Raw genomic sequence first — 23,743 nt, 5'->3', positions numbered from 1 at the left:
CCCGCATTGGAGCGAGTTCCCCATGCCCAGAACCACACTGCGCCGCCTCAGCGGACTCGACGACACCCCCGCCAAGCTCGCCGACTCCACCCTCGTCCTCGTCGACTACCAGAACACCTACACGACCGGCGTGATGGAACTCGACGGCTGGCAGGCAGCGCTCGACGCGGGCGCCCGGCTTCTGGCCCGCGCCCGCCGGGAAGGCGCCGAGGTCATCCATGTCGTCCACGACGGCGGCGAGGGCACCCCGTACGACATCCGGGCCGAGATCGGGCAGATCCACCCGAGCGTCGCGCCGGCCGACGGCGAACCCGTCGTCACCAAGAAGGCGCCGGACTCCTTCTTCGGCACCGACCTGGGCAAGCACGTCGACGCGGCCGGCAACGGCGACCTCGTCGTCGTCGGCTTCATGACGCACATGTGCGTGGCCTTCACCGCCCAGGGCGCCTTCCTGCGCGGCAACCGTCCCACGGTCGTCGCCGACGCCTGCGCCACCCGCGCCCTCCCGGTCGCGGACACCGAACTCGACGCCCACCAGGTGCACTACGGCGCCCTCGCCACCATCGCCGACATGTACGGCGTCGTGGTCCCGTCGCAGGAGTCCCTGTCCTGAGGCCCGGTCCGGGTGAACGTTTCCGTTCGATTTACCGTCTTCGCACATGTGTCCACGCCGGGCACTCCCGATGACGCCGAACGGAAATCCCGACCGTGGTCCCTGCCGAACTCACCGTCCCCCGGCCCGAACCGCGTCAGGACAGACGTACGGGCGACGCCCTGCGCGCCTTCGGGCGCCGGCACCGCGTGCCGCTGCTCGCCACGTTGCCCACCCTGCCGCTGTACGCGGTGTGGTGGGCGTTTCTCGCCACGGGCGGCGGTGACCTCGCCGCGCAGGAGGCGTGGGCGGACTTCGCTTCGCGGCACGGGGGTTCGGCGTACGGGCTGTTCTGGTACGGCGGGATGCACACGGCCAACTACAGCGTCATCTCGCCGTACTTGATGGCGCTGGTCGGCGTGCGCGCCGTGACGGTCGTATCCGGTCTCGCCGCCTCCTGGCTCGCGGCCGTGCTGATCGTGCGGTGCGGGGTGCGCCGGCCGGTGTGGCCCGCGCTGCTCGCCTCCCTCGCGCTGTGGTGCGACGTCGCCTCGGGCCGGACCACCTTCGCCCTCGGCCTCGCCCTCGCGCTGGCGGCCTGCGTGCCGCTGGTGCGGGAGCGGGAGCGGCGGCTGTACCTCGCCGCCGGGTACGCGGCGCTGGCGACGATGGCGTCGCCGGTGGCCGGGCTGTTCCTGGCCGTCGTGGGGGCCGCGTTCCTGCTCGTACGGGACTGGGGGCGCGCCCTCGTGCTGCTCATACCCCCGGCGGCCGTGGTCGGGCTGACGACGCTGTTCTTCCCCTTCACCGGGGAGCAGCCGATGCCGGCCGGCCGCATATGGCCGCCGGTCGTGCTCGCCCTTGCCGTCACCGTGCTGGCCCCGCGTACCTGGCGGGTGGCCCGGTGGAGCGGGGCCGTTTACGCGCTCGGGACCGTGCTGACGTATCTGATCGCCTCGCCGGTCGGCACGAACGTCGAGCGGTTCGCGGAGCTGTTCGCGCCCGCCGTGCTGCTGGCCGCCCTGCTCTCCGCGCCTCCCGTGCTCACCGCGGCCCGGTCGCGGCGGCTGGTGTCGGCCCTGCTGGCCGTCGCGGTCGTCTACTCGACCGGGTGGGTGGGGAAGAAGACCGTCGACGATCTGAAGGTGTCCACCGTCGTGCCGGCCTGGGCCGCCGAGACGGACGGTGTCGTGGCCGCGCTGGAAGGGCTCGGCGCCGATCGCGGGCGGGTAGAGGTGGTCCCCGCCCGCAATCACCGCGAGGCCACCCTGCTCGCCCCGCACGTCCACATGGCCCGCGGCTGGAACCGGCAGCTCGACGTGGAACGCGGACGCCTCTTCTACGACGGCACCTTCTCCGCGGCCGCCTACCGCGAGTGGCTGGACCGCTGGGCGGTGGGCTTCGTCGTCCTCCCGCTCGGCAGGCCGGACGGTCCCGCCGAGGCCGAGGCGGCGCTCGTGCGGGACCCGGAGCTGCGGCCCGAGTGGCTGGAGCCCGTCTGGCGGGACGCGCACTGGCAGATCTACCGGGTGCGGGACGCCGTACCGCTCGTCTCCGCGCCCGGCACCGTCGTGTCCGGCACCGGTGCCGACCTGGTGCTGCGCGTGGACCGGCCCGGCGCGGTGACCGTGCGGGTCGCCTGGTCGCCGTGGCTGCGCAGCGACGGCGGGTGCCTGACGCGGGACGGCGAGTTCGCCCGGCTGACCGTCGAGGCGCCGGGCGAGTACCGGATCAGCTCGCGGTACGGTCCTTCGCCGGGGACGGGGGGCCGCTGCTGACGTCCGGCGCGGGCTCCTCGGCCTCCTTCGCCGCCGCCATCGCCGTCACGGTCCCGGCCCGCGGGCCCTGGAACCAGTACGTCAGCCCGAAGCCCGCCGCCACCACCGCCGCGCCGCCCACCGCGTCCAGCACCCAGTGGTTGCCGGTCGCCACGATCGCCGAGACGGTGAACAGCGGGTGGAGCAGGCCCAGGGCCTTCATCCACATCCTCGGCGCGATGATCGCGATCGCCACCCCGCACCACAGCGACCAGCCGAAGTGCAGCGACGGCATCGCCGCGTACTGGTTGGTGAGGTGCGTCAGCGTGCCGTAGTCCGGCTTCGTGAAGTCCTGCACGCCGTGCACGGTGTCGATGATCCCGAGGCCCGGCATCAGCCGCGGCGGGGCCAGCGGGTAGAGCCAGAAGCCGACCAGGGCCAGCAGCGTGGCGAAGCCCAGGGAGGCGCGGGCCCAGCGGTAGTCGACCGGGCGGCGCCAGTACAGGACGCCGAGGACGGCCAGCGGGACGACGAAGTGGAACGAGGTGTAGTAGAAGTCGAAGAAGTCCCGCAGCCAACCGACCCCGACCACCGCGTGGTTGATCGCGTGCTCGATGTCCAGGTGCAGGAAGCGCTCGAGGTCGAGGATCTGCGTGCCGTGCTCCTCGGCACGCGCCCGGCCCGCCGAGTTGCTGCCGCCGGTCGCCGCGAGACGGACCTGGGAGTAGGCGGCGTAGGTGACCCGGATGAGGAGCAGTTCCAGGAGGAGGTTGGGGCGGGTGAGGACCCGGCGCAGGAACGGCAGCAGCGGGACGTGCTTGAAGCGGGTCGGGACCGGCGGCGCGTAGGCCGTCGGCACCGGGGTCTCGAAGTACGGCGACGTCCGCGCCAGGAAGGGGACGGCGACGGCGGCGGCCAGCGCGGCGAGCAGGACGACGTTGTCCCGCAGCGGGTACAGCGCCGACATGTCCGGCAGCATCATCTTCGCGGGCAGCGTCATCACCAGGACGACGGCGACCGGCCACACGTACCGGTCCGAGGCCCGCCTGCCGACCCGGCCGACGACCGCGGGCAGCACCCACAGCAGCTGGTGCTGCCAGGTGGCCGGGGACACGACGACGGCCGCGCAGCCGGTGACGGCGACCGCGAGCAGCAGCTGGCCGTCGCGCGCGTAGCGAACGGCGCGGCGCAGGGCGAGGACGGCGACGGCGGCGCCGAGCAGGAGGAAGAGGGCGATCTCCAGGGGACCGTTCAGGCCGAGGCGGAGCAGGACGCCGTGCAGCGACTGGTTGGCGAGGTCGTCGGCCTCGCCGCCCAGGCCGACGCCGGCCATGTGGTGCACCCAGTACGTGTACGAGTCCTGTGCCATGGCCGCCCAGGCGACGGCGGTGCAGACGACGAAGGTGATGCCGGTCGACGCGGCGGCGCGTCTGCGGTCGGTGAACCACAGCAGCGGGACGAAGAGGAGGACGGTCGGCTGGAAGGCGGCGGCGACGCCGATCAGCACGCCGCCCACCCGGTCGCCCCGCACTCCGCGTACGGCGAAGCAGCCCAGCAGGACCAGGAGGACCGGGATGATGCTGGTCTGGCCGAGCCAGAACGCGTTGCGCACCGGGAGCGACAGCATCAGCAGGCTGATGGCGACCGGCGCCGCCAGCAGCGCCGTACGGCGTCCGACGGGCTGGGGCAGGGCGCGGGCGGCGACCAGGCCGAGGGCCACGACCAGCAGCAGCGAGCCGAAGGTCCAGCCCCAGCCGAGGGCCTGTTCGGCGGCGCGGGTGAAGGGTTTGAGGACGAGGCCGACGAACGGGGTGCCGGTGAACTGCGTGGAGTCGTAGAGGGACCCCTCCACGTGCAGGACGCCGTGCTCGCCGACCCAGGTCTCCAGGTCCGTGAGGCGTTCTCCGCGCGGTGTGCCGAGGACCGCGGCCACCTGTCGTACGGCCAGGACGGCGGTGATCAGCCACAGGCCGAGGCGTGCGACGCGCAGCCGTGCTCTGGTCGCGCCGGCGGCCGGGGCTCCGAAGGACTCCGCCGGTCGCCCACTGTGCTCCGCATTCGCCACGCCTCGTCGGCCTCCCGCCCCGTTCGTACCGTCCGTACGTACCGTACGTACCGCGTTCGTGTACGCGGTGTGTCGTCCCTGCGAACCCTATGAGGCTCGCACCACCCCCGGAGGAAGACGCGGGCGGCCCCCACTCAACCTGACAGCCGCCCGCTTTTCGATTCGGGGAGCGAGAAGGATCACAGCCCGCGGGTGAGGGAACGGCACGCGGCGCGCGCATGTCCCCTGCGTGTACGCCATTTTGGTGCACAGTGCAACGAAAAGCATACCGGGCGTAAGCGGCGCATCAGCGCCTATGGTCGCTTTTCTGCCCGTGGCCGAGCGCCGCGGGCTCTTTCCGGCCCGGCGACAGCGCCGCCGTGCGGGTCGTGGCGTCCCCCGCCTCCGTTCCTGTCCCCGTCGAAAGCAGGCGAGCGTAGTTTTGTCGGCCGCCCCCGTTGTCGCTCTCTCGTCCCGTACGACCCCCGCACCATCCGTCCCGCGTGCCGCCGGCGCGCCCACCGCCACCGATCCCGCGCTCGTCCGGCGTGCCGTCAAGGCGGCGGCGCTGGGCAACGCGATGGAGTGGTTCGACTTCGGCGTCTACAGCTACATCGCCGTGACGCTGGGCAAGGTCTTCTTCCCGTCGGGCAACCCGACCGCGCAGCTGCTCTCCACGTTCGGCGCCTTCGCGGCGGCGTTCCTGGTGCGGCCGCTGGGCGGCATGGTCTTCGGGCCGCTCGGGGACCGGGTCGGGCGCCAGAAGGTGCTCGCCGTGACGATGATCATGATGGCGGCGGGCACGTTCGCCATCGGGCTGATCCCGTCGTACGCGACGATCGGCGTCTGGGCGCCGGTGCTGCTGCTGGCCGCGCGGCTGGTGCAGGGGTTCTCGACCGGCGGCGAGTACGCGGGCGCGTCCACCTTCATCGCCGAGTACGCGCCGGACAAGCGGAGGGGTTTCCTCGGCAGCTGGCTGGAGTTCGGCACGCTCGCCGGGTACATCGGCGGCGCGGGCCTGGTCACGCTGATGACGGCACTGCTGTCGGACGGCGACCTGACGTCCTGGGGCTGGCGCATCCCGTTCCTGATCGCGGGCCCGATGGGCATCGTCGGCCTGTACCTGCGGATGCGTCTCGAGGAGACGCCGGCGTTCGCGGCCGAGGTCGAGAAGGCCGAGGCGACGCGGCGGAAGGTGCCGCTGCGGGAGATGGTCACCGGTCAGTGGCGGGCGCTGCTGCTCTGCGTCGGCCTGGTGCTGGTCTTCAACGTCACCGACTACATGCTGCTGTCGTACATGCCGAGCTATCTGACCAGCGAGCTGAAGTACGACGAGACGCACGGGCTGCTCGTCGTGCTGGGCGTGATGGCGCTGATGATGGTCGTCCAGCCGTTCGCGGGCGCGCTGACCGACCGGGTCGGGCGGCGGCCGGTGATCGCCGCGGGCTGCGCGGGCTTCCTGCTGCTGTCCGTCCCGGCGCTGCTGCTGATCCGCGAGGGCAGCCTGCTCGCGGTGGCCCTGGGCATGGGCGCGCTGGGTCTGCTGCTGGTCTGCTTCACGGCGTCGATGCCGTCCGCGCTGCCGGCGCTGTTCCCGACGCGGGTGCGCTACGGCTCGCTGTCGATCGGCTTCAACGTCTCGGTGTCCCTGTTCGGCGGGACGACGCCGCTGGTGGTGACGGCGCTGATCGGAGCGACGGGCAACATGATGATGCCCGCGTACTACATGATGGCCGCGGCCGTGGTCGGCGGCGTGGCGGTGTGGTTCATGACGGAGTCGGCCGGCCGGCCGCTGCCGGGCTCGGCGCCCGCGGTGGAGGCATCCGCCCCCGGAACACACCGGTGAAAAACCCTGCGGCGCCCGCACCCCGCGTCTAATATTCGTTAGCGCAACTACTTAGAACAGCTAAGTAGAATCAACGGGAGACACGGGGTGCACACGGCATGAGCGAGTCGCAGCTCTGGGACGACGTCGACACCTACTTCATCACCCACCTCGCACAGGACGACGACGCCCTGGCGTCCGCCCGCAGGGAGAGTGACGCCGCCGGGCTGCCCCCGGTGAACGTCGCCGCCAACCAGGGCAAACTCCTCCAGCTGCTCGCCCAGATCCAGGGCGCCCGCACCGTGCTGGAGATCGGCACCCTCGGCGGCTACAGCACCATCTGGCTGGCCCGCGCCCTGCCCGCCGACGGCCGCCTGGTCACCCTGGAGTACAGCGCCCGGCACGCGGAGGTCGCCGTCCGCAACATCACCCGCGCCGGCCTGGACGGCCTCGTCGACGTGCGCGTGGGCCCCGCCCTGGAGTCCCTGCCGAAGCTCGCCGACGAGAACCCGCCGCCCTTCGACCTGGTCTTCATCGACGCGGACAAGGGCAACAACCCGGGCTACCTCGAGTGGGCGCTGAAACTCACCAGCACCGGCAGCCTGATCGTCATCGACAACGTGGTCCGCGGCGGCCGCGTGGCCGACGCCGGTGAGACCGCCGACGACGTGCGCGGCACCCGCGCCGCCATCGAGCTGATCGGCAGCCATCCGCGGCTCAGCGGCACCGCGGTGCAGACGGTCGGGGCCAAGGGGTACGACGGGTTCGCGCTGGCGCGCGTGCTGGCCTGACCGCCGGCCCGACGGCCGGGGCGAGCGGGCGGGGCGAGCGACGTGGCGTGGTGTGGGGCTACACCTCGTGGTAGAAGCCCACGTTGACGCTGCGCGGCTCCGCGCGGTCCTGGATCACGACCTCGCCGCTGCCGCCCCTGGGCAGCGGCACGGTGCCGCCGTACGGCAGGGACTGCAGGTGTTCGCCGATGGTCAGCCGGACCTCGCTGGAGGGGTCCGGCTGTGAGCCGCGCAGCCAGCTCAGCCGCCATGTGCCGTCGGCTCCGCAGCGGAACTCCAGGTGGACCCGGGAGACGAACAGCCAGTCGTCAGGCGTCGCCAGCCGGCACACGGACCTGTCCCTGCCCACCCGCAGCACCGCGTCCGGCTCGCTGGGCGCGTCGGCCATCTGCATACCGGCCGTGGCACCCGCGTCCGCCGCAGTGACGGCGGCCATGGTGAGTTCGAGCACGTGCGCTCCTTCGAGTCCCCGAGACGTCCGTCGTCGGCCTGTCGCCTTGTCCGTCGTTGGCTTGTCGCCGCCGCATGATAGATCGACCGGTGGTGTGGTGTCCGGCACAATGGGGTCATGACCGAGCGAAAGCCACCCGGCGTCGACTTCGAGTCCTGGGTCGACAAACAGATTCGAGACGCGGACGCACGCGGTGAGTTCGCCGAGCTGCCCGGCGCGGGCAAGCCGCTGCCCGGCGAGATGGACAGCACCTACGACGAACTGTGGTGGGTCAAGCGGAAGATGGCCCGCGAGGGCTTCTCCGTGCTGCCGCCCACGCTGGCCCTGCGCAAGGAGGCGGAGGACGCCCTGGAGGCGGCGGCGAAGGCCCCGTCGGAGCGGGTGGTCCGCCGCATCGTCGAGGAGATCAACGTCAAGATCCGCGACGTCATGTTCAAGCCGCCGCCCGGCCCCCCGCTGGGTCTGAAGCCCTACGACGTCGAAGAGGTCGTACGGCAGTGGCGGGAGGGCCGGGCGGAGCGGTGACGCCTGTCGTTCACAGACGCATCAGGCGGTCCGCCAGTTCGCGGTAGTCCCGCAGGGCCAGGCGGAGTTGCTCGGTGTCCGTACTGGGCGCGCCACCGTCCTCCCCGGCCTCCTGCCAGGAGGTGCGCAGGGTTCGACGGCGGTGCGTCACCGCGTCCGTGAAAGCGGCGGTGATCTCCTCCAGGACACGGTCGGCCTCCTCGACGGAGGCGCGCGGCGCGTCGACGAACCCGGCCACCGCGTGGTGCAGCCGCTGACCGAGCCGGTCGGATGCGCCGGGCGGGAGCAGCGACCGGGCCGACGCGGGAGTGTTCGCCGGGGCTGTCGTCGGCGGAGCGGGCGCCGGGGCGGTCTCGGCGGTGGTACGGGATGCGGCGGCGGTGTCGGCCTCGGCTGCGGTGCCGGGACCGGCGCCGGGGGCCGGCGTGGAGGTGGGGTTGGTGCCAGGGGCGATGCTGGTGCCGCGATCGGCGCTGGTGCCGCGATCGGCGCTGGTGCCGCGATCGGCGCTGGTGCCGGGTTCGGCGGGGACGCCGGGTTCGGCAGGGGCGCCGGGACCGGCGGCGGTGTCACGATCGGCGGCGGTGCCGGGTTTGCCTGTCAGGTCGGTCATTGCCTCAGCTCTCCTTCGGCCGGCGCTTGCCGAACGACCACGCGTGGGTCTCACGGGCCGCGGGTGCCGGTTCGCCGGCTTCCGTACGGGTCCGCCGCCCGTCGCCGCCGTCGTGGCGGGCCGGGCGCATCAGGGCCTCGAACAGCGCGCGGGCCTCGACCATGGCCTCGCGCATCTCCTCCGTGGCCGTACCGCCGTCCCGCGCGTCGTCCACGCGCGCGTGCGTCACGCGGTGCACGCGGCGGTAGCCCTCGACGTGGTGGGCGTGGTGCACGGACAGCGCCGTGAGCTGCTCCTCGTACTGCCCGCCGTCCGGGAAGCCCCGGGCGGCGGCGAGTTCGGCGAGCAGCCGGTCCGCCTCGCCGACCGCCTCGCGCGGGGAGTCGACGAAGCGCTCCTGGGCCGCGGTCCAGCGCGCCTCGAAGCGCTCGCGCTCGGCGGACTCCAGGGGCCGCGTGCGCAACGACCCGTGCCGCCGCACCCGTTCGGTCAGTTCGCGTTCGGCGGCCTTGGTGTCGCCGTCGTGCCGGGCCACGGCCAGGTCGTACTCGGGCCCGAAGCGCCGCTTCAGGCTTCCGCCGTGCTGGGGGCCCCGTGCGCGCAGGGCAAGGAAGGCCGCGACGACGAGCACGACCGCCACGACCACGATCAAAGCGATGATCACGCCTGTGGACATGAGTGCCTTCCGGGTTTTCGGCCTGCCGGCTCTCCGAGCGGGCCGGTTCGCGGTTCGGGTTGCCCCGGAGTCCGCGCTCAAACGGCGCACGGCGTGCGCCGACGGCGCACAGGTGGGAAAATACGCTTGCGCTGTGCGCCGGTCCCCCGCCGACAATGCCGGCCATGACCTGGACCATCGACCCGGAACCGTACGACTCCCCCGTGGCCGCCGCCCTCTGGCGCGCGTACTACACGGAGGTGAGCGACCGCTGGTACCGGCTGCACGAGGGGCACCCCACCGACCCCGACGAGCTGGAGCGGGAGATCGCCGCGTACTCCGGCGCCGACCTCGTACCGCCCCGGGGAGGGCTGCTGGTCGCGCGCTACGGCGGTGAACCGGCCGGCACCTCGGGCGTACGGCTGCTGGACGACACCACCGCCGAGCTGACCCGGGTGTTCCTGTGCGCCGGGATGCGTGGCCGGGGCGGCGCCGCGCTGCTCGTGCGGGCCGCCGAGGACGTGGCACGGGCGCTCGGGGCCGAGCGGATGGTCCTCGACACGCGCGGCGACCTCGTCGAGGCCCGTGCCCTGTACGCACGCCTCGGCTACACCGAGACCGAGGCGTACAACGAGAGTCCGTACGCCGAGCACTGGTTCGCCAAGCAGCTGCGCATCGACTCCTGACGGCGCCGCCTCGACTCCTGGCAGCGCTCAGCCGGTCCGTGCGGGCCTGCGCCCCCCGCGCCCCTCGTGTCCTTCGTGCCCCTCATGTCCCTTGCGCCTCTCCTGCCCATCGCGCCCCGTGTACCTGTCGTGCGGGCGCTCCCGCTCCGAGCCGCACAGCTCACCGGTCAGCTCCCGCACGAGCTGCACCAGGTCGGTCGGGCGGTCCGGGCCCCACCAGTCGCCGAGCAGTTCGGCGAGGGAGCCCTCGCGGGCCAGCGCCAGCCGTTCGGCGACCTCGCGGCCCCGGCCGGTGAGGACCAGGTCGGGGCCCTCACGGACGGCCAGGTGCCGTTCCTCCACCTGGCGGGCGGCCGCCATCACGGCGGCCAGCGGGACGGGGCTGCGCTCCGCGAGCTGGGCCGGCTCGACCCGGCCGTACCTCCTGACCCGCAGCAGCATCCAGCTCGACGCGGGCAGCAGGTCGTACCCCGCCCGTTCGGTGATCCGGCGGTAGATCTCCCGGCGGCCCTCCCGGGTGCCGAGCACCGACAGGGCGCGGCACACCTCGTCGTGCGAGGACCGTTCCACCGGGTTGCTGGCGAGGGTCTGGGTGGCGTCCGGTGCCGTGACCGAGCCGCGCAGCCGGTCCTCCTTGAGGAACCAGGCCAGGAGGAAGGCGAGGAGGGCGACGGGGGCGGCGAACAGGAAGACGTCGGTGATGGAGGAGGCGTAGGCGTGGATCGCCTCGGGGCGCAGCGCGGGCGGCAGGGCGCCGATGCCGCGCGGGTCGGCCTTGAGGGTGTCCACGGAGAGGCCGGGCGGCAGGGCGGCGCCCCGGAAGGCGTCGGTGAGCTGGTCGCCGAGGCAGCTCGCGAAGATCGTGCCGAAGATGGCCACGCCGAACGACGCGCCGATGGACCGGAAGAAGGTCGCGCCGGAGGTGGCGACGCCCAGGTCCTCGTAGGCGACGGCGTTCTGCACGATGAGGACGAGGACCTGCATCACCAGGCCGAGGCCCAGGCCGAAGACGAAGAAGTAGGCGCTCATCTCGGCGGTGGCGCTGTTCTCGTCGAGCTGGTGCAGCAGGAGCAGCCCGAGGGTGGTGACGGCGGTGCCCGCGACGGGGAACACCTTCCAGCGGCCGGTACGGCTGACGATCTGCCCGGAGACGGTCGACGACAGCAGCAGCCCGAACACCATCGGCAGCATGTGCACCCCGGACATGGTTGGCGTGACGCCCCGCACGACCTGGAGGAACGTCGGCAGGTACGTCATCGCGCCGAACATCGCGAAGCCGATGACGAAACTGATGATCGCGGAGAGCGTGAAGGTGCGGACGCGGAAGAGCTTGAGGGGCAGGACCGGCTCGGCCGCCCTGCGCTCCACGGCCACGAAGAGGACGGCCAGGACGACCGCGAGCACCGCGAGCCCGATGATCTGCGGGGAGCTCCAGGCCCAGGTGGTGCCGCCGAGCGAGGCCACGAGGACCAGGCAGGTGGCGACGGAGGCGATGAGGAGGGTGCCGAGGTAGTCGATGACGTGCCGGGTGGTGCGGCGCGGGATGTGCAGGACCGCCGCGATCACGGCGAGCGCGACGATGCCGACGGGCAGGTTGATGTAGAAGACCCAGCGCCAGCTGAGGTGCTCGGTGAAGACCCCGCCGAGCAGCGGCCCGAGCACGCTGGTCGCGCCGAAGACCGCGCCGAACAGCCCCTGGTAGCGGCCGCGTTCGCGGGGCGGGACCAGGTCGCCGACGATCGCCATCGACAGCACCATCAGCCCGCCGCCGCCCAGGCCCTGCAGGGCGCGGAAGGCGATCAGCTCGGACATGCCCTGCGCGATGCCGCACAGCGCGGAACCGACCAGGAAGATCCCGATCGCCAGCTGGAACAGCCTCTTGCGCCCGTACTGGTCGCCGAGCTTGCCCCACAGCGGGGTCGCGGCGGTCGCCGCCAGCAGATAGGCGGTGACCACCCAGGACAGGTGCTCGAGGCCGCCCAGATCGCTGACGATGGTCGGCAGCGCCGTCGAGACGATGGTCTGGTCGAGCGCGGCGAGCAGCATGCCGAGCAGCAGGGCTCCGATGGAGACGAGCACGCCGCTGGAGACCTGCTCCCGCTCCCCCGGCGCCCCGGGCCGCCGCCCCGGGTCCGCCTCCGCCGCCTCGCGCACATCTCCGGCCATGTGGACCTCCACGGATGTCATGACTCTCACGGGTGTCGACGCGCACTGCCCATCCCGGTCGGTGTGACCAGTTATGGCCGTTTCAGTCCTCCGGGAAGCCGCCATTCCGGGGGCGTGTGCGCGGAAGTGTGGAGAAGATCTGCATAATCTCTGAAGTTCGCGAGGGGAGTCGCGAGGGGAGGGACGAACGCGTGGAGCAGCAGAAGGAGCCGTCGCAGGAGCAGCCTGCGAGGGGCTCGTGCCCGGAGTGCGGCGCGCCCAGAGCGGCGGACAACACGCCGTCCTGCGCCTGCGGGACGAGGGCGTCCGACGCCCTGCGCGACGCACGCACGGCCCAGGCGGCAGCGGCGGAGGACTTCGACCCGCTGCGCATACGGCCGTACGTCGAGCTGGACGGGGCCGCGGAGCAGCCGTCCGGTACGCCCGACGCGTCCGGCGAGCGCCCCGCCGCGCCCACGTCCGACCCGGACGCCACCATGACGCTGCGCGCGGTCAATGCCGGTGCCGGTGCCGGTGCCGGTGCCAATGCCGGTGCCGGTGCCAATGCCGGTGCCGGTGCCGCTACTGATGCCGATGGTGCCCATTCGCCCGACGGGGACACGAAAGCGGCCCCCGCACTGCCGACGCCCCTCGCCCCCTCGGCCGGCTCGCCCAGCGCGCACGACCTGCGCCTGTTCGAGACTTCCGCCACCGCACCCCTCCCCCGGGTCCCGCAGTCGGACCCGGCGGCTGAGGGCGCGGGCGATGGCGGACGGCAGCCGCGGAGGCGGCGCAGGGGCGTACTGCTGAGCGCCGCCGGAGCGGTCGTGGTCGTGGTCGGCGCGGCGGGATTCGCGAGCGGACTGTTCTCGTACGACACCCCGTCGCGGGACGGGGCGCTGCCGGACGAGGTCCGGGCGAGCGTGCCGGACCCGTCGACCAGCGAGGGGGCGTCGCCGAGCACCGAACCGAGCGCGCCCTCAGCCCCTCCGTCCGCCTCCGCGTCCCCTTCCTCCTCCGCGTCCCCCTCCCCGTCGACCAGTGCGAGCGCCTCGGCCTCGCCGTCCCCGTCGCCGTCGAGCGCCTCGTCCGCACCGTCCCGGTCGGCCGAGCCGACGCAGAGCACGACCGCGCCGGCCGACGACGCCTCGCAGGAGTCCGAGGACGACGCCCTCGCCCCCGGCCCCGTACTGCAGCGCGGCGACCGGGGCCCGGAGGTCGTGGAACTCCAGCAGCGCCTGGCCGAGAAGAAGATGTACTGGGGCGACCTCAACGGCAACTACAACCGCCAGGTCGAGGACGCGGTCCGCCAATACCAGTGGTACCGCGGCATCTACACCGACGGGGTCGGCGTCTACGGCCCGGACACCCGCCGCAGGCTGGAGTCGGAGACGCGAGAGCCGTAGGCCGCGGGAGCCGTGCCGCCGCAGCCGTACAGCAGTAGCCGCACAGGCCACAGCCGTACAGCCGCACACAGGCCACAGCCGTACAGCCCACAGCCGGTACAAGCCGCAGCCGGTACAGGCCGCAGCCGTGGAAGCGGCAGCCGTGGAGAGGCCAGCCGTGGGGACGGGTCCGGAGCGGACGTCAGCCGATGTGCAGGCGCAGCGTGCCGTCCGCGTCGGCCTCGACGCGCACCCGCGTCAGGTCCTCCACGACCACGTCCGGCCCGTGGAGCCCGGCGCGCGGTCCGACCCCGACGACCCGCATCCCGGCGGCACGCCCGGCCGCGATGCCGGCGCCGGAGTCCTCGAAGACGATGCAGTCGGCGGGGGCGATGCCCAGTTCGGCGGCGCCCTTGAGGAAGCCCTCCGGGTCGGGCTTGCTGGCGCCGACCGACTCGGCGGTGACCCGGACGTCCGGCTGAACGAGCCCGGCGGCGGCCATCCGCGCGGTGGACAGGGCCACGTCGGCCGAGGTCACCAGGGCGTGCGGCAGGCCACGCAGCGAGGCGAGGAACTCCGGCGCCCCGGGGATCGCGACGACGCCCTCGGTGTCGGCGGTCTCCTCGGCGAGCATGCGCGCGTTGTCGGCGTGGTTCTGCTCCATGGGCCGGTCCGGCAGCAGCAGCGCCATCGAGGCGTAGCCCTGCCGTCCGTGGACGACCTTCATGACCTCGTCGCCGTCCAGCCCGTGCCGGTCGGCCCAGCGCCGCCAGACGCGCTCGACGGCGGCGTCCGAGTTGACGAGGGTGCCGTCCATGTCGAGCAGCAGGGCACGGGCGGACAGAACGGTGGTGGCGGTGGCCGTCATCGGCAGACTCCAAGGCGCGGGGAGGAAACAAGGCGGCCCCGCCCGCCGGTCAGGGAGAACGGGCGGGAGCCACTTTGTTCATCCACGGTACAAAACAGACCGGGGATCGCGCCAGCGGGCCACGTCACCGGAACGCGCCGGAGCCTCACCGGGCCCCGCCGGCCGGCGCTCAGCCGGCGATCGCCTCCCACAGGCTCCACACGCCCAGGCCCAGCATGAGCACCGCCGCGATCTTCGTGATCAGCCCCAGCGGCACCCGCTTCATGAGGGCCTTCCCACCGATGATGCCGAGCCCGGCCACCGCCCACAGCGCGAGCACCGCACCGAGGCCGACGGAGAGCGGATCGTCGTAGCGGGCGGCGAGGTTGGCCGTCATGATCTGCGTCAGGTCGCCGAACTCGGCGACCAGGATGAGCATGAATCCCGCCCCGGCGACCTTCCAGAAGGACTGGTCCTCCGGCTTGCGGATCTCCTCGTCCTCGTCGTCCTTCTTCATCAGCAATACGGCGGCGCCGCCCAGGAACAGCACCCCGGTCACCGCGTGCACGATCTGCTGGGGCAGCAGGGTCAGCACGCTGCCGGCCGCGACCGCCAGCACGACGTGCAGCAGGAAGGCGGCGGCCACGCCCGCGAAGACGTACGAGGCGCGATAGCGGGTGCCGAGGACGAGGCCGGCGAGCGCGGTCTTGTCCGGCAGTTCGGCGAGGAAGACGACACCGAAGACGAGCGCCGTCACGGTCAGGCTGATCAAGGTTCCTCAATCGGTCGGGGCCGCCCCACCGAGAGTGCTGGTTTCGCGGACTTCACGACCTCCGCGACGCAAGACACCTCGGCACGGCAGCACACGGATCCACCCGTGCCGTACGGCACGGGAGTGCGCTGCTTGCCGAAGGTCTCGCTGGCCTGCCTCGCGTGCGAGGCCTGCCTCCGGGCGCCGGCTCAGGCGGGCTGAGCAGTATGTCGACGGTCCGGCGAAGAGCTACTCCCCTTCTGTGCCGTCCATAGTACGCGAGCCTTCCGGACGGGGCCGAGGGCCGAAAGTCCCGCCGGGCAACCGGCCGCGCATTCCGTCACGGGTTCCGTAACGACTTCCGGCACGACTTCCGTAACGACTTCCGTAACGACTTCCGGCACGACTTCCGGCACGGATTCCGGCACGGATTCCGTCACGACGCCCGTCACGACATCCGTCACGGATTCCGTCACGAGTCTCGTCGCACTCCTAGACGTGCCATGCACACGTCACTAACTTCTTACCGACCGCACACCTGTGCGCCATGCGGCGTCGCGAGCATTCCCCTGCCCGCGTCCCAACACCCCCACACTCAAAGGGAGTTCGCATGCCGAAGTTCTACGCGCGTCGACGCCTCGGTTTCCTCGCCGCGTTCACCGGACTCATAGCCTCCGCCGGGCTCCTCAACGGCCCGGCCGCCTCCGCCGCCCTCCCCACCCCGGTCAGCGCCGCCACCGCCCGCACCTACCTCGCCTCCCTCACCGTGAAGACCGAGAGCCGCACCGGCTACGACCGCGACCTCTTCCCGCACTGGATCACCCAGTCCGGCACCTGCAACACCCGCGAGACCGTCCTCAAGCGCGACGGCTCGGGCGTCGTCACCGACTCCTCGTGCGCCGCCACCAGCGGCAGCTGGTACTCCCCCTACGACGGCGCCACCTGGTCCGCCTCCTCCGACGTCGACATCGACCACCTCGTACCGCTCGCCGAGGCCTGGGACTCCGGCGCCGGCTCCTGGACCACCTCGCGGCGCCAGTCCTTCGCCAACGACCTGACCCGCCCCCAGCTCCTCGCGGTCACCGACAACGTCAACCAGTCCAAGGGCGACCAGGACCCGGCCACCTGGATGCCCTCCCGCAGCGCCTACCGCTGCACGTACGTGCGGGCCTGGGTGCAGGTGAAGTACTACTACGACCTCTCGGTCGACTCGGCGGAGAAGTCCGCCCTGCAGGGGTACCTCGCGAACTGCTGACGCCCCGCCCGCGATCCGTTCGGTACGGAACCTCCCCGCCGGCCTCCGTCGTTCCGTACCGTACGGGGCGACGGAGGAGATGATCATTATGGCGGAACTGCGCCTGGGCCCACTGCTGAGGTACACCGACGGTTCCTGCGCGACCGTCTGGGTCGAGACGAGCGGCCCCTGCACCGCCGAGGTGCGCTGCGCCGACGGCGCCCGGGGCACGGCCCGCACCTTCCGGATCGCGGGCCACCACTACGCCCTGGTCCCGGTCGGCGGCCTGACCCCCGGCACGGCGACGGAGTACGAGGTGCTCCTCGACGGCGCGAGCGTGTGGCCGCCGCCGGACTCCCGCTTCCCGCCCTCGGTGATCGCCACGCCGACGGACGACGACGGTCTGCGCGTCGCCTTCTGCTCCTGCCGCTGGGCCGCGCCACCGGCCGGCGGGAAGGACCCGGTGGGCCCGGACGCGCTGGACACCCTCTCCGCCCGTGTCGCGGCCGACCCCGAGGGCGTCCGCCCCGACGTACTGCTGCTGCTCGGTGACCAGGTGTACGCCGACGAGATCTCCGACGCCACCCGCCGCTGGATCGCCGACCGCCGTGACCTGGACCGGCCTCCCGGCGACCAGGTCGCCGACTACGAGGAGTACACCCGCCTCTACTACGAATCCTGGCTCGACCCCGAGGTGCGCTGGCTGCTGTCCACCGTGCCCAGCTGCATGATCTTCGACGACCACGACGTCATCGACGACTGGAACACCTCCGCCGCCTGGCTCGCCGACATGCGGACCACCGACTGGTGGCAGGAGCGGCTGCTGAGCGGGCTGATGTCGTACTGGGTGTACCAGCAGCTGGGCAACCTCTCCCCGGACGAGCTGACCGCCGACCCGCTGTACGCGGCCGTCCGCGAGACCCCCGACGGCACCGACGCCCTGCGGGCCTTCGCGGCGCGGGCCGACGCCGATCCGGCCTCCGTCCGCTGGAGCTACCGGCGCGACTTCGGCCGCACACGGCTGCTGATGGTGGACTCCCGCGCGGCCCGCGTCCTGGAGGAGGACCGCCGCACGATGCTCGACCCGGGCGAGGCCGCCTGGCTGCGCGAGCAGATCATGGAAGGGCGGGACGAGGGCGGCTCCGGGGACGAGGGCGGGGGGAAGGGTGCGGAGGCGGGCCGCGGTGCATACGACCACCTGCTGATCGGCACCTCCCTGCCCTGGCTGCTGCCCCACCTGGTGCACGACGTGGAGGCATGGAACGCGGCGATGTGCGGCGGAGAGCGCGGCGAGCGCTGGGCGCGGCGCGGGGAGCGGATACGGCGCGGGGCCGACCTGGAGCACTGGTCCGCGTTCCCGTCGTCCTTCGACGCCCTCGGCGACCTGATCGCCGAGGCCGGTACGGGGCCGGGGGCGCCCGCGACGGTGAGCGTGCTGTCGGGTGACGTCCACCACGCCTACGTGGCCGAGCCTTCGTGGCCGGGGCGTGCGCCCGACGCGCGGGTGGCACAGCTGACCTGCTCCCCCGTCCACAACTCCGTGCCGCTCTCGATCCGCCTCGGCTTCCGCTTCGGCTGGAGCGCTCCGGCGCGTGCCCTCGGGCGGCGCATCGCCCGGCACGGACGCTGCGCTCCGCCGGCGGTGAGCTGGCGGAGGACCGGCGGCCCCTGGTTCGGCAACCAGATCATGACGCTGACCCTGCGGGGGCGGTCGGCGCGGCTGCGCCTGGAACAGGCCCGGGCGAATCGCGACGGTACGAACGCACTCCGGACGATCACGGACCGGGAACTGGCGTAGCCGGACCGGAGCCGGCACAGACGGACCGGCAGCCGGCACAGACGGACCGGCAGTCGGCACAGACGGATCGCGAGCCGGCACGAACGGACCGGGAGCCGACACGAACGGACCGGGACTCGGCGCGGCCGACGTGGGCTGCGCGGGCGTGCCACGGACCGCGCGGGCGTGTGTCGGCGGCGGGGCCTGCGCCGGGCGGTACGGGCGTGCGCCGGGCGGCGCGGGGTATGGATTGAGACACGTCGGCGGGCCGTGGCGCGCGCGTGGGAGCGCTCCCACCTGCCCCGGCGACAAAGGCGCGCAGGTGACCGCACGTCAGGCTATGGCGAAATGTTGAACTTGCAAGTACTCGTTAGGCACACCTAACGTGGGCAGCCCACTCGGTTCCGTCCCCCACCGGCCCCTCCCCGGCCGGCCGACCGAAGGAGCGACCCCTCATGCCCGGACGCCTCAACAGCGTCAGCGCCCAGCCGTACGTACTCGGCCTGTTCCGCATAGTCGTCAGCCTGCTCTTCGCCTGCCACGGCGCCGCCTCCCTCTTCGGCTTCCTCGGCGGCGCCGCGGGATCGGGCGGCACGATCGACGCGGGCACCTGGCCGGGCTGGTACGCGGCCGTGATCCAGCTGGTCGGCGGCGGCCTCGTCCTGCTGGGCCTCGGCACCCGCCCGGCAGCGGTCATCTGCTCCGGCTCCATGGCCTACGCGTACTTCAAGGTGCACCAGCCGGGCGCCCTGTGGCCGTTGGAGAACGGCGGCGAGGCCCCCGCCATGTTCTGCTGGGCCTTCCTGCTGCTCGCCTTCACCGGTTCCGGTGCCTTCGGCCTGGACCGCCTCCTCGCCCGGCGCACGTCCGAGCGGGAGCAGTCCGCCCCGGAGCGGCAGACGCCGGTCGCGGCCTGACCGGACCGCCACGCCCCCTCCCCGGCACGCACGCCGGCGGAGCCCTCCCGGAACCGCGGTGCCTCCCGCACGTGGAGGCACCGCTGTCGTGTGCGGAGGGGGACGGCGCCGGCAACGTCGGTGTGAACGTCCGGCGGCGAACACACAAGCCCCCTGTGAACCCTCTGCCACACCCCGGGCGTACGCTGTATGGCTGTCATTGGCCGCTCCTGCCGTCCCCGCGTTTCGCGGCATGGCCCGGCCCACGGGGGAGTATCGGGGAGTAGTGGTGGTCGAGAGTCTGGGAAGCATCGGGTCGCTGGTCAGCAGCCCATGGATCTATGCGCTGGTGGCCGTCTCGGTGCTCCTCGACATCTTCCTGCCGGTGCTGCCGAGCGGGGTCCTGGTGATCACGGCGGCGACGGCGGCGGCCGCCGGTTCGGGAGCGGCGGCCGCCGGACGGGTTCCGCAGGACGTCCCGGACATCCTCGTCCTGACGCTCTGCGCCGCCACCGCCTCCGTCATCGGTGACCTGGCCGTCTACCGCCTCGCCTGGCGCGGCGGGGCACGCCTGGACCGCGCGATCGCCCGTTCCCGGCGGCTGACCACCGCGCAGGAACGTCTCGGCGGTGCCCTGGCCCGCGGCGGCGGTGCCCTCGTCGTCCTGGCCCGCTTCGCCCCGGCCGGCCGCTCGGTCGTCTCGCTCGTGGCCGGCGCGGCCCATCGCCGGATCCGCGAGTTCCTCCCCTGGTCGGCCCTCGCCGGGCTGGCCTGGGCCGCCTACAGCGTCGCCCTCGGCTACTTCGGCGGCCAGTGGCTGGGCGCGAGCTGGCTGGCGACGGGAGTGTCACTGGTGGCGCTGTTCGGTGCGGGGGCGGGCGCGGCGTACCTGATGCGCCGCCAGCCCCGGCCGACCGAGGCCTCGTAGCGGCACGGACCACGCGCGGCGTCGCCGAACCGGGTCAAGAGGCCCGTCGCGTGCCGGCGCCTCCCCGTATCTCCAGGCCGGCCAGGAGCTCGGCCGTGGCCTCGGCGACGGCCTCGACGGCGTGCTCGAAGACCTCCTGGTTGTGCGCGGCGGGCGCGCGGAAACCGGAGACCTTGCGTACGTACTGAAGGGCGGCGGCCCTGATCTCGTCCTCGGTGGCCTCCTCGGCCAGCACGGGCGGGCGCAGGGTCTTGATGCTGCGGCACATGACGTCAGCCTTCCCTCTCCAGGTCCACGCACCAGTCGTTCGACCTGATCCAGTGGCCCTTCGGATACTCGAAGTCGGCCTGCCCGAGCAGCGTGAACCCGGCCCCTCGGCAGACCGCGTTGGAGGCGGCGTGGTCGACACTCGGGAACGCGTGCAGATACCGGTGGGACCCGGCCGCGCGCGCCGCCTCCCGTACGGCACGGGCCGCCCGCACGGCCAGCCCCCGCCCCTGGAACTCCGGCAGCACGCCCCACCCGGTCTCCCAGATCTCGGCGTCCTGCCAGGTCCGCCGCCAGTACCCGATGGAGCCGACGGTCTCGCCGCCGTCCGCCAGGATCACCCGGTACATCCGCCCCGGCGCCTGCTCCACGTACCGCCGGTGCCGGGCCAGGAGCTCTTCCTCGCTCTCCGGGCCGCCCAGGTGCTCGGTCATCTCCGGGCTGTTGAGCCTGCGCAGCAGCCACAGGTCCCCCTCCGCCCAGGGGACCAGGCTCACCCGCTCCCCACCCGCTCCGGTCCGTTCGTCCACGCCGTCCATGTCTTTCACGGTAGGGCAGGGGTCTGACAGTCGACCCCCGGCCGCGGGGCCACCCTTTCGCGTGAACCACCGAAGGGAACGCGCGCCTCAAAATCGAACAGGCGTATCATTGGGATGTGGCTACGACCTATGATTTCCCCAGTGACCTCCTCGCCGGTCAGGAGGAACTGCATCAGGTCCGGGCCGAGCTTTCGGCCCTGCTGAAGAGACTTCCCTGGTCCGTCGAACCGCTCGAGGGGTTCAGCGACGACAACGGCTGGCGCAAGGTCGAGCGCCCGGCCTCGCCCGGCTGGTCGGCGGACGAACAGGCCGAGGTCGAGAAGCTCCGGCAGCGCGAGCGCGAGCTGGCCGTGTTCGTCAGCACCCACCGCTACTGGTCGGAGATAACCGGCCCCGACCAGGTGCGCGCCCGGTCGGAACTGAAACGCGCCCACGAGGCCCCGCTCCCGCAGACCCCGCCCGGGCACGCCTGAGGAGCGCCACCCGGGCGGGGTCCGTGGGGAAGGCCGAGGACGACCGGGGACTCAGCCCTTGCCGAGGAGCTTGTTCATCTCGGTGATCTCGGCGTTCTGCGCGGTGATGACGTCATCGGCGAGGGCCTTGGCCGGGGCGTAGCGGCCCTTGGCCTTCTCGGTCCCGGCCATCTCGACGGCGCCCTCGTGATGCTCGACCATCATGGTCAGGAACATCGTGTCGAACGCCCGGCCCGAGGTCTTCTCCAGCTTCGCCATGTCCTCGCCGTCCATCATCCCGGGCATGCCCGAGTGCCCCGAGTGATCCATGCCGGGCATCGATTCCGTCGCCCCCGCGGAGGCCGACGAGGTCATCGGCTCCGGCACCTCCTCGCCCCAGGCCGTCAGCCAGCCGGTCATGGTCGTGATCTCCGGGTCCTGCGCCTTCTCGATGCGCGTGGCGAGGTCCTCGACCCCGGGCGACGCCGACCGGTCCGCGGCCAGCCGTGCCATCTCGAGCGCCTGCCGGTGGTGCGGGATCATGCCCTGCGCGAAGGCGACGTCCTGGGCGTTGTGCGCGTTCTCGCCGGCCTCGTTCCCGGCGGTGCGTCCGGCGTCGGCGCTCGCGGACCCGGAGCCGTGCGGGCCCTCGTGAGCGCTGCGGCCGCTGTCGTTGCCGCCGTCGCCGCCACAGGCGGCGAGGACGAACGCGGCGGTGGCCGTCGCCGCCACCAGGGCGGTACGGCGCGTGAGGGTACGGATGCTGGTCGTGCTGGTCGTGCTGGTCATGCGTGAACTCCTGCTGTGAGCGGGGATGGACATGCCGCTGCACCACGCCGCGCTCGGGCAGCGCGGGTGCGGGGGCGGTGTCTATATCCGCAGGAGTTGGAGTTCGGCGAGGGTGGGCGGCGCCCGCGCACCGTCCGGTGCGTCGACCGCGTACGCGCGTACGGTCCCGTCGCCCACGACGACGGGGACCGGGTCGGGGACGGGCGCCGGCAGCACCGGTCCGTCACTCACCGCGCCGGAGGCGCACACCGCGTCGGCGTGCCGGAGGTGTCCACCGCCGCAGGAGCCGTCGTCCTGCGGACAGCCCGCGTGCGCCTCGACCGCACCCATCGGTGGGGACGCCTCTGACGGCGTGTCCGAGTCCGAGTTCGAGTCCGCGTCCGTGTCCGTGGACGCGGCCATCGGCGCCGCCGACGCGTGCGGGTGCCCGGTGGAGCGCTCCGGGAGGCCGCCGCCCGGCGCCAGCCCGTGCATGCCGAGGAGCCCGGCGAGCAGCCCGAGCACACACACGCCCTGCCACCACCGCGCGGGCGGTCGCTGGACGTGCTGCTCGGGGCTTCTCACGGACCTCATCCTAGGGAGACCGGGAACGACCGCACGCGTAAGGCCCCCGGAAGAACTCCGGGGGCCTTCGCGCCGACGACGGCGCCGGTCCTGGTGGGCGCGGACGGTTTCGAACCGCCGACATCCTGCTTGTAAGGCAGGCGCTCTACCCCTGAGCTACGCACCCAGGACGAGTCGACAGCCTACATGGCCCGGGGCGCTGCCCGGCAAACGCGTTCGCGCCGTGCTCCGGCCGACGGACCGGGGGTTAACCCCACCCCCGATCCGGTAGCCGCCCGGATCCCGGCGGGGGCCCGGGCTCCGTACGGTCGAAGAGCCTCGCCGAGATAGGGTGTCCGCCACCGCGGAGAGCCCCGGGCGCGGCACCTCGTCGTCCGTTCCAGGGGGAGACCGTCATGCCCGCCCGTACCGTTCCCGTCCGCGTGTTCGCCGCCGTCGGAGCCGTCGCCGTTCTCGTCGCGGGCCTGAGCGCCTGCGCCTCCGCCTCGGACGACAAGGACCCCGAGCACCGGTCGTTCGACCTCCAGGGCCGTACGCTCACCGTGGATTCCGACGACTCCGCGCTGGAGATCGTCGCCTCGGACGACCACGCGTCCGGGAAGATCGAGGTCACCCGCTGGTTCTCCGGGTCGGTCGCCGTCGGTTCCGAGCCCAAGGTGACCTGGAAGATGAACGGCGACCGGCTGGTGCTGCGGATGCACTGCTCCGGCGTGGTCGCCGACTGCGCGGCCAGGCATCGCGTCGAGGTGCCGCGCGGCGTCGCCGTCAAGGTGAAGGACGGGGACGGCAGCGTACGGGCGAGCGGGTTCGAGGACGCGCTGAACATCCGTACCGGCGACGGTTCCGTGCACGTCACCGACTCCTCCGGGCCGCTGGAGCTGCGTACCGACGACGGTTCCGTACGTGCCGCGGTCTCCTCCCGCCGGGTGAGCGCGCACACCGGCGACGGTTCGGTCCGGCTGGACCTCGGCACCGTCCCGGACCAGGTGGAATCCCGCACCGGCGACGGCTCCGTGACGATCTCACTGCCCCGGGCCACGTACAAGGTGACGACGGACACCGGTGACGGCGCGGTCGACGTGTCCGTGCCCACGGACGGCGCCAGCGCACACGTGGTCGACGCCCGGTCCGGTGACGGCAGAATCACCGTCCGAACCGCGAACTGACCGACCCGTGTGTTCGTCCCTATCGGGTGGGAGAATGAACCCGGGCAGGACGGACGACACGGGA

General features: G+C 72.7%; 24 protein-coding genes and 1 tRNA gene. 13 read left to right on the top strand and 12 right to left on the bottom strand.

Features of this window, described 5'->3' with window-relative positions; all coding sequences use genetic code 11:
• Positions 1–22: 22 nt before the first annotated feature.
• Positions 23–613, top strand: coding sequence for a cysteine hydrolase family protein (locus ABS735_RS06035; RefSeq protein ID WP_373901796.1), 591 nt, complete (start codon positions 23–25; stop codon positions 611–613).
• 95 nt (positions 614–708) lie between these two features.
• Complete coding sequence (locus ABS735_RS06030; RefSeq protein ID WP_373901795.1) at positions 709–2,370, top strand: hypothetical protein; 1,662 nt, start codon at positions 709–711, stop codon at positions 2,368–2,370.
• Here ABS735_RS06030 and ABS735_RS06025 read toward each other — a convergent pair.
• On the bottom strand, positions 2,324–4,414 hold the full coding sequence (locus ABS735_RS06025; RefSeq protein WP_373901794.1) for a bifunctional glycosyltransferase 87/phosphatase PAP2 family protein: 2,091 nt from the start codon (positions 4,412–4,414) through the stop codon (positions 2,324–2,326). The genes ABS735_RS06030 and ABS735_RS06025 overlap by 47 nt on opposite strands.
• A 421-nt stretch (positions 4,415–4,835) precedes the next feature.
• Between ABS735_RS06025 and proP the strand changes: the two genes are divergently transcribed.
• Both proP and ABS735_RS06015 read left to right on the top strand, forming a co-directional pair.
• Positions 4,836–6,239: a glycine betaine/L-proline transporter ProP gene (proP, locus tag ABS735_RS06020; RefSeq protein ID WP_373901793.1), complete on the top strand. Its 1,404-nt coding sequence runs from the start codon at positions 4,836–4,838 to the stop codon at positions 6,237–6,239.
• Positions 6,240–6,337: 98 nt separating this feature from the next.
• The gene (locus ABS735_RS06015; RefSeq protein WP_373901792.1) at positions 6,338–7,009 is read left to right on the top strand and encodes an O-methyltransferase; all 672 of its coding nucleotides are present in this window, start codon (positions 6,338–6,340) and stop codon (positions 7,007–7,009) included.
• Between the two features lie 58 nt (positions 7,010–7,067).
• Here ABS735_RS06015 and ABS735_RS06010 read toward each other — a convergent pair whose 3' ends face one another.
• Positions 7,068–7,460, bottom strand: coding sequence for an FHA domain-containing protein (locus ABS735_RS06010; RefSeq protein WP_373901791.1), 393 nt, complete (start codon positions 7,458–7,460; stop codon positions 7,068–7,070).
• A gap of 117 nt (positions 7,461–7,577) precedes the next feature.
• On the opposite strand from ABS735_RS06010, the gene ABS735_RS06005 reads away from it, so the two are divergent.
• Positions 7,578–7,985 carry a DnaJ family domain-containing protein gene (locus ABS735_RS06005; protein ID WP_189750062.1) on the top strand — a complete coding sequence of 136 codons (408 nt, stop codon included), beginning with the start codon at positions 7,578–7,580 and terminating at the stop codon, positions 7,983–7,985.
• Positions 7,986–7,995: 10 nt separating this feature from the next.
• On the opposite strand, the gene ABS735_RS06000 is transcribed toward ABS735_RS06005, so the two are convergent.
• A complete protein-coding gene (locus tag ABS735_RS06000) occupies positions 7,996–8,598 on the bottom strand; it encodes a hypothetical protein (RefSeq protein WP_373901790.1) in 603 nt (200 codons plus the stop codon).
• A 4-nt stretch (positions 8,599–8,602) separates the two neighbouring features.
• Positions 8,603–9,274, bottom strand: a complete 672-nt coding sequence (locus ABS735_RS05995; RefSeq protein WP_373901789.1) for a hypothetical protein — start codon at positions 9,272–9,274, stop codon at positions 8,603–8,605.
• 164 nt (positions 9,275–9,438) lie between these two features.
• Here ABS735_RS05995 and ABS735_RS05990 point away from each other — a divergent pair, with 164 nt between their 5' ends.
• Entirely contained in the window at positions 9,439–9,939 is a 501-nt protein-coding gene (locus tag ABS735_RS05990; protein WP_373901788.1) for a GNAT family N-acetyltransferase, read from the top strand.
• A 27-nt stretch (positions 9,940–9,966) separates the two neighbouring features.
• Here the strand turns inward: ABS735_RS05990 and ABS735_RS05985 are convergent, their stop codons facing one another.
• Positions 9,967–12,105, bottom strand: a complete 2,139-nt coding sequence (locus tag ABS735_RS05985) for an MDR family MFS transporter (protein ID WP_373901787.1) — start codon at positions 12,103–12,105, stop codon at positions 9,967–9,969.
• Positions 12,106–12,296: 191 nt separating this feature from the next.
• On the opposite strand from ABS735_RS05985, the gene ABS735_RS05980 reads away from it, so the two are divergent.
• Positions 12,297–13,490: a peptidoglycan-binding domain-containing protein gene (locus ABS735_RS05980; protein ID WP_373901786.1), complete on the top strand. Its 1,194-nt coding sequence runs from the start codon at positions 12,297–12,299 to the stop codon at positions 13,488–13,490.
• A 181-nt stretch (positions 13,491–13,671) separates the two neighbouring features.
• Here the strand turns inward: ABS735_RS05980 and ABS735_RS05975 are convergent, their stop codons facing one another.
• A complete protein-coding gene (locus ABS735_RS05975) occupies positions 13,672–14,337 on the bottom strand; it encodes an HAD-IA family hydrolase (protein ID WP_373901785.1) in 666 nt (221 codons plus the stop codon).
• Positions 14,338–14,506: 169 nt separating this feature from the next.
• Positions 14,507–15,088 carry a TMEM165/GDT1 family protein gene (locus tag ABS735_RS05970; protein WP_373901784.1) on the bottom strand — a complete coding sequence of 194 codons (582 nt, stop codon included), beginning with the start codon at positions 15,086–15,088 and terminating at the stop codon, positions 14,507–14,509.
• A gap of 589 nt (positions 15,089–15,677) precedes the next feature.
• Here ABS735_RS05970 and ABS735_RS05965 point away from each other — a divergent pair.
• The 4 genes from ABS735_RS05965 to ABS735_RS05950 all read left to right on the top strand — a co-directional run bounded on the left by ABS735_RS05965 (position 15,678) and on the right by ABS735_RS05950 (position 19,902).
• Positions 15,678–16,322, top strand: a complete 645-nt coding sequence (locus ABS735_RS05965; RefSeq protein ID WP_373901783.1) for an HNH endonuclease family protein — start codon at positions 15,678–15,680, stop codon at positions 16,320–16,322.
• A gap of 88 nt (positions 16,323–16,410) precedes the next feature.
• Entirely contained in the window at positions 16,411–18,099 is a 1,689-nt protein-coding gene (locus tag ABS735_RS05960; RefSeq protein ID WP_373901782.1) for an alkaline phosphatase D family protein, read from the top strand.
• Between the two features lie 434 nt (positions 18,100–18,533).
• Complete coding sequence (locus tag ABS735_RS05955) at positions 18,534–18,995, top strand: DoxX family protein (protein ID WP_373901781.1); 462 nt, start codon at positions 18,534–18,536, stop codon at positions 18,993–18,995.
• A gap of 232 nt (positions 18,996–19,227) precedes the next feature.
• Positions 19,228–19,902: a DedA family protein gene (locus ABS735_RS05950; protein WP_373901780.1), complete on the top strand. Its 675-nt coding sequence runs from the start codon at positions 19,228–19,230 to the stop codon at positions 19,900–19,902.
• Positions 19,903–19,936: 34 nt separating this feature from the next.
• Here ABS735_RS05950 and ABS735_RS05945 read toward each other — a convergent pair whose 3' ends face one another.
• On the bottom strand, positions 19,937–20,170 hold the full coding sequence (locus tag ABS735_RS05945; protein WP_373901779.1) for a DUF2277 domain-containing protein: 234 nt from the start codon (positions 20,168–20,170) through the stop codon (positions 19,937–19,939).
• Positions 20,171–20,174: 4 nt separating this feature from the next.
• Positions 20,175–20,708, bottom strand: coding sequence for a GNAT family N-acetyltransferase (locus ABS735_RS05940; protein ID WP_373901778.1), 534 nt, complete (start codon positions 20,706–20,708; stop codon positions 20,175–20,177).
• Positions 20,709–20,824: 116 nt separating this feature from the next.
• Between ABS735_RS05940 and ABS735_RS05935 the strand changes: the two genes are divergently transcribed.
• Positions 20,825–21,181 (top strand): hypothetical protein, encoded by a 357-nt coding sequence (locus ABS735_RS05935; RefSeq protein WP_373901777.1) that lies wholly within the window; start codon positions 20,825–20,827, stop codon positions 21,179–21,181.
• 51 nt (positions 21,182–21,232) lie between these two features.
• Here ABS735_RS05935 and ABS735_RS05930 read toward each other — a convergent pair whose 3' ends face one another.
• The 3 genes from ABS735_RS05930 to ABS735_RS05920 form a co-directional block, all read right to left on the bottom strand.
• Positions 21,233–21,949 carry a DUF305 domain-containing protein gene (locus tag ABS735_RS05930; RefSeq protein ID WP_373901776.1) on the bottom strand — a complete coding sequence of 239 codons (717 nt, stop codon included), beginning with the start codon at positions 21,947–21,949 and terminating at the stop codon, positions 21,233–21,235.
• 81 nt (positions 21,950–22,030) lie between these two features.
• Entirely contained in the window at positions 22,031–22,513 is a 483-nt protein-coding gene (locus ABS735_RS05925; protein ID WP_373901775.1) for a DUF6153 family protein, read from the bottom strand.
• A gap of 91 nt (positions 22,514–22,604) precedes the next feature.
• Positions 22,605–22,679 (bottom strand) — tRNA-Val (locus ABS735_RS05920).
• Between the two features lie 229 nt (positions 22,680–22,908).
• Between ABS735_RS05920 and ABS735_RS05915 the strand changes: the two genes are divergently transcribed.
• Positions 22,909–23,679, top strand: a complete 771-nt coding sequence (locus ABS735_RS05915; protein WP_373901774.1) for a DUF4097 family beta strand repeat-containing protein — start codon at positions 22,909–22,911, stop codon at positions 23,677–23,679.
• Positions 23,680–23,743 lie beyond the last annotated feature (64 nt).

This window comes from Streptomyces sp. MMCC 100 (assembly GCF_041538145.2).
Taxonomy (GTDB): Bacteria; Actinomycetota; Actinomycetes; order Streptomycetales; family Streptomycetaceae; genus Streptomyces.
This window is presented reverse-complemented; position numbering and strand designations above follow the sequence as displayed.

Coding starts and splice junctions, on each gene's coding strand:
- ABS735_RS06035 (WP_373901796.1), top strand. CDS start 23: ATGCCCAGAACCACACTGCGCCGCCTCAGCGGACTCGACGACACCCCC.
- ABS735_RS06015 (WP_373901792.1), top strand. CDS start 6,338: ATGAGCGAGTCGCAGCTCTGGGACGACGTCGACACCTACTTCATCACC.
- ABS735_RS06005 (WP_189750062.1), top strand. CDS start 7,578: ATGACCGAGCGAAAGCCACCCGGCGTCGACTTCGAGTCCTGGGTCGAC.
- ABS735_RS06000 (WP_373901790.1), bottom strand. CDS start 8,598: ATGACCGACCTGACAGGCAAACCCGGCACCGCCGCCGATCGTGACACC.
- ABS735_RS05995 (WP_373901789.1), bottom strand. CDS start 9,274: ATGTCCACAGGCGTGATCATCGCTTTGATCGTGGTCGTGGCGGTCGTG.
- ABS735_RS05990 (WP_373901788.1), top strand. CDS start 9,439: ATGACCTGGACCATCGACCCGGAACCGTACGACTCCCCCGTGGCCGCC.
- ABS735_RS05985 (WP_373901787.1), bottom strand. CDS start 12,105: ATGGCCGGAGATGTGCGCGAGGCGGCGGAGGCGGACCCGGGGCGGCGG.
- ABS735_RS05975 (WP_373901785.1), bottom strand. CDS start 14,337: ATGACGGCCACCGCCACCACCGTTCTGTCCGCCCGTGCCCTGCTGCTC.
- ABS735_RS05965 (WP_373901783.1), top strand. CDS start 15,678: ATGCCGAAGTTCTACGCGCGTCGACGCCTCGGTTTCCTCGCCGCGTTC.
- ABS735_RS05960 (WP_373901782.1), top strand. CDS start 16,411: ATGGCGGAACTGCGCCTGGGCCCACTGCTGAGGTACACCGACGGTTCC.
- ABS735_RS05955 (WP_373901781.1), top strand. CDS start 18,534: ATGCCCGGACGCCTCAACAGCGTCAGCGCCCAGCCGTACGTACTCGGC.
- ABS735_RS05950 (WP_373901780.1), top strand. CDS start 19,228: ATGGCCCGGCCCACGGGGGAGTATCGGGGAGTAGTGGTGGTCGAGAGT.
- ABS735_RS05945 (WP_373901779.1), bottom strand. CDS start 20,170: ATGTGCCGCAGCATCAAGACCCTGCGCCCGCCCGTGCTGGCCGAGGAG.
- ABS735_RS05940 (WP_373901778.1), bottom strand. CDS start 20,708: ATGGACGGCGTGGACGAACGGACCGGAGCGGGTGGGGAGCGGGTGAGC.
- ABS735_RS05930 (WP_373901776.1), bottom strand. CDS start 21,949: ATGACCAGCACGACCAGCACGACCAGCATCCGTACCCTCACGCGCCGT.
- ABS735_RS05915 (WP_373901774.1), top strand. CDS start 22,909: ATGCCCGCCCGTACCGTTCCCGTCCGCGTGTTCGCCGCCGTCGGAGCC.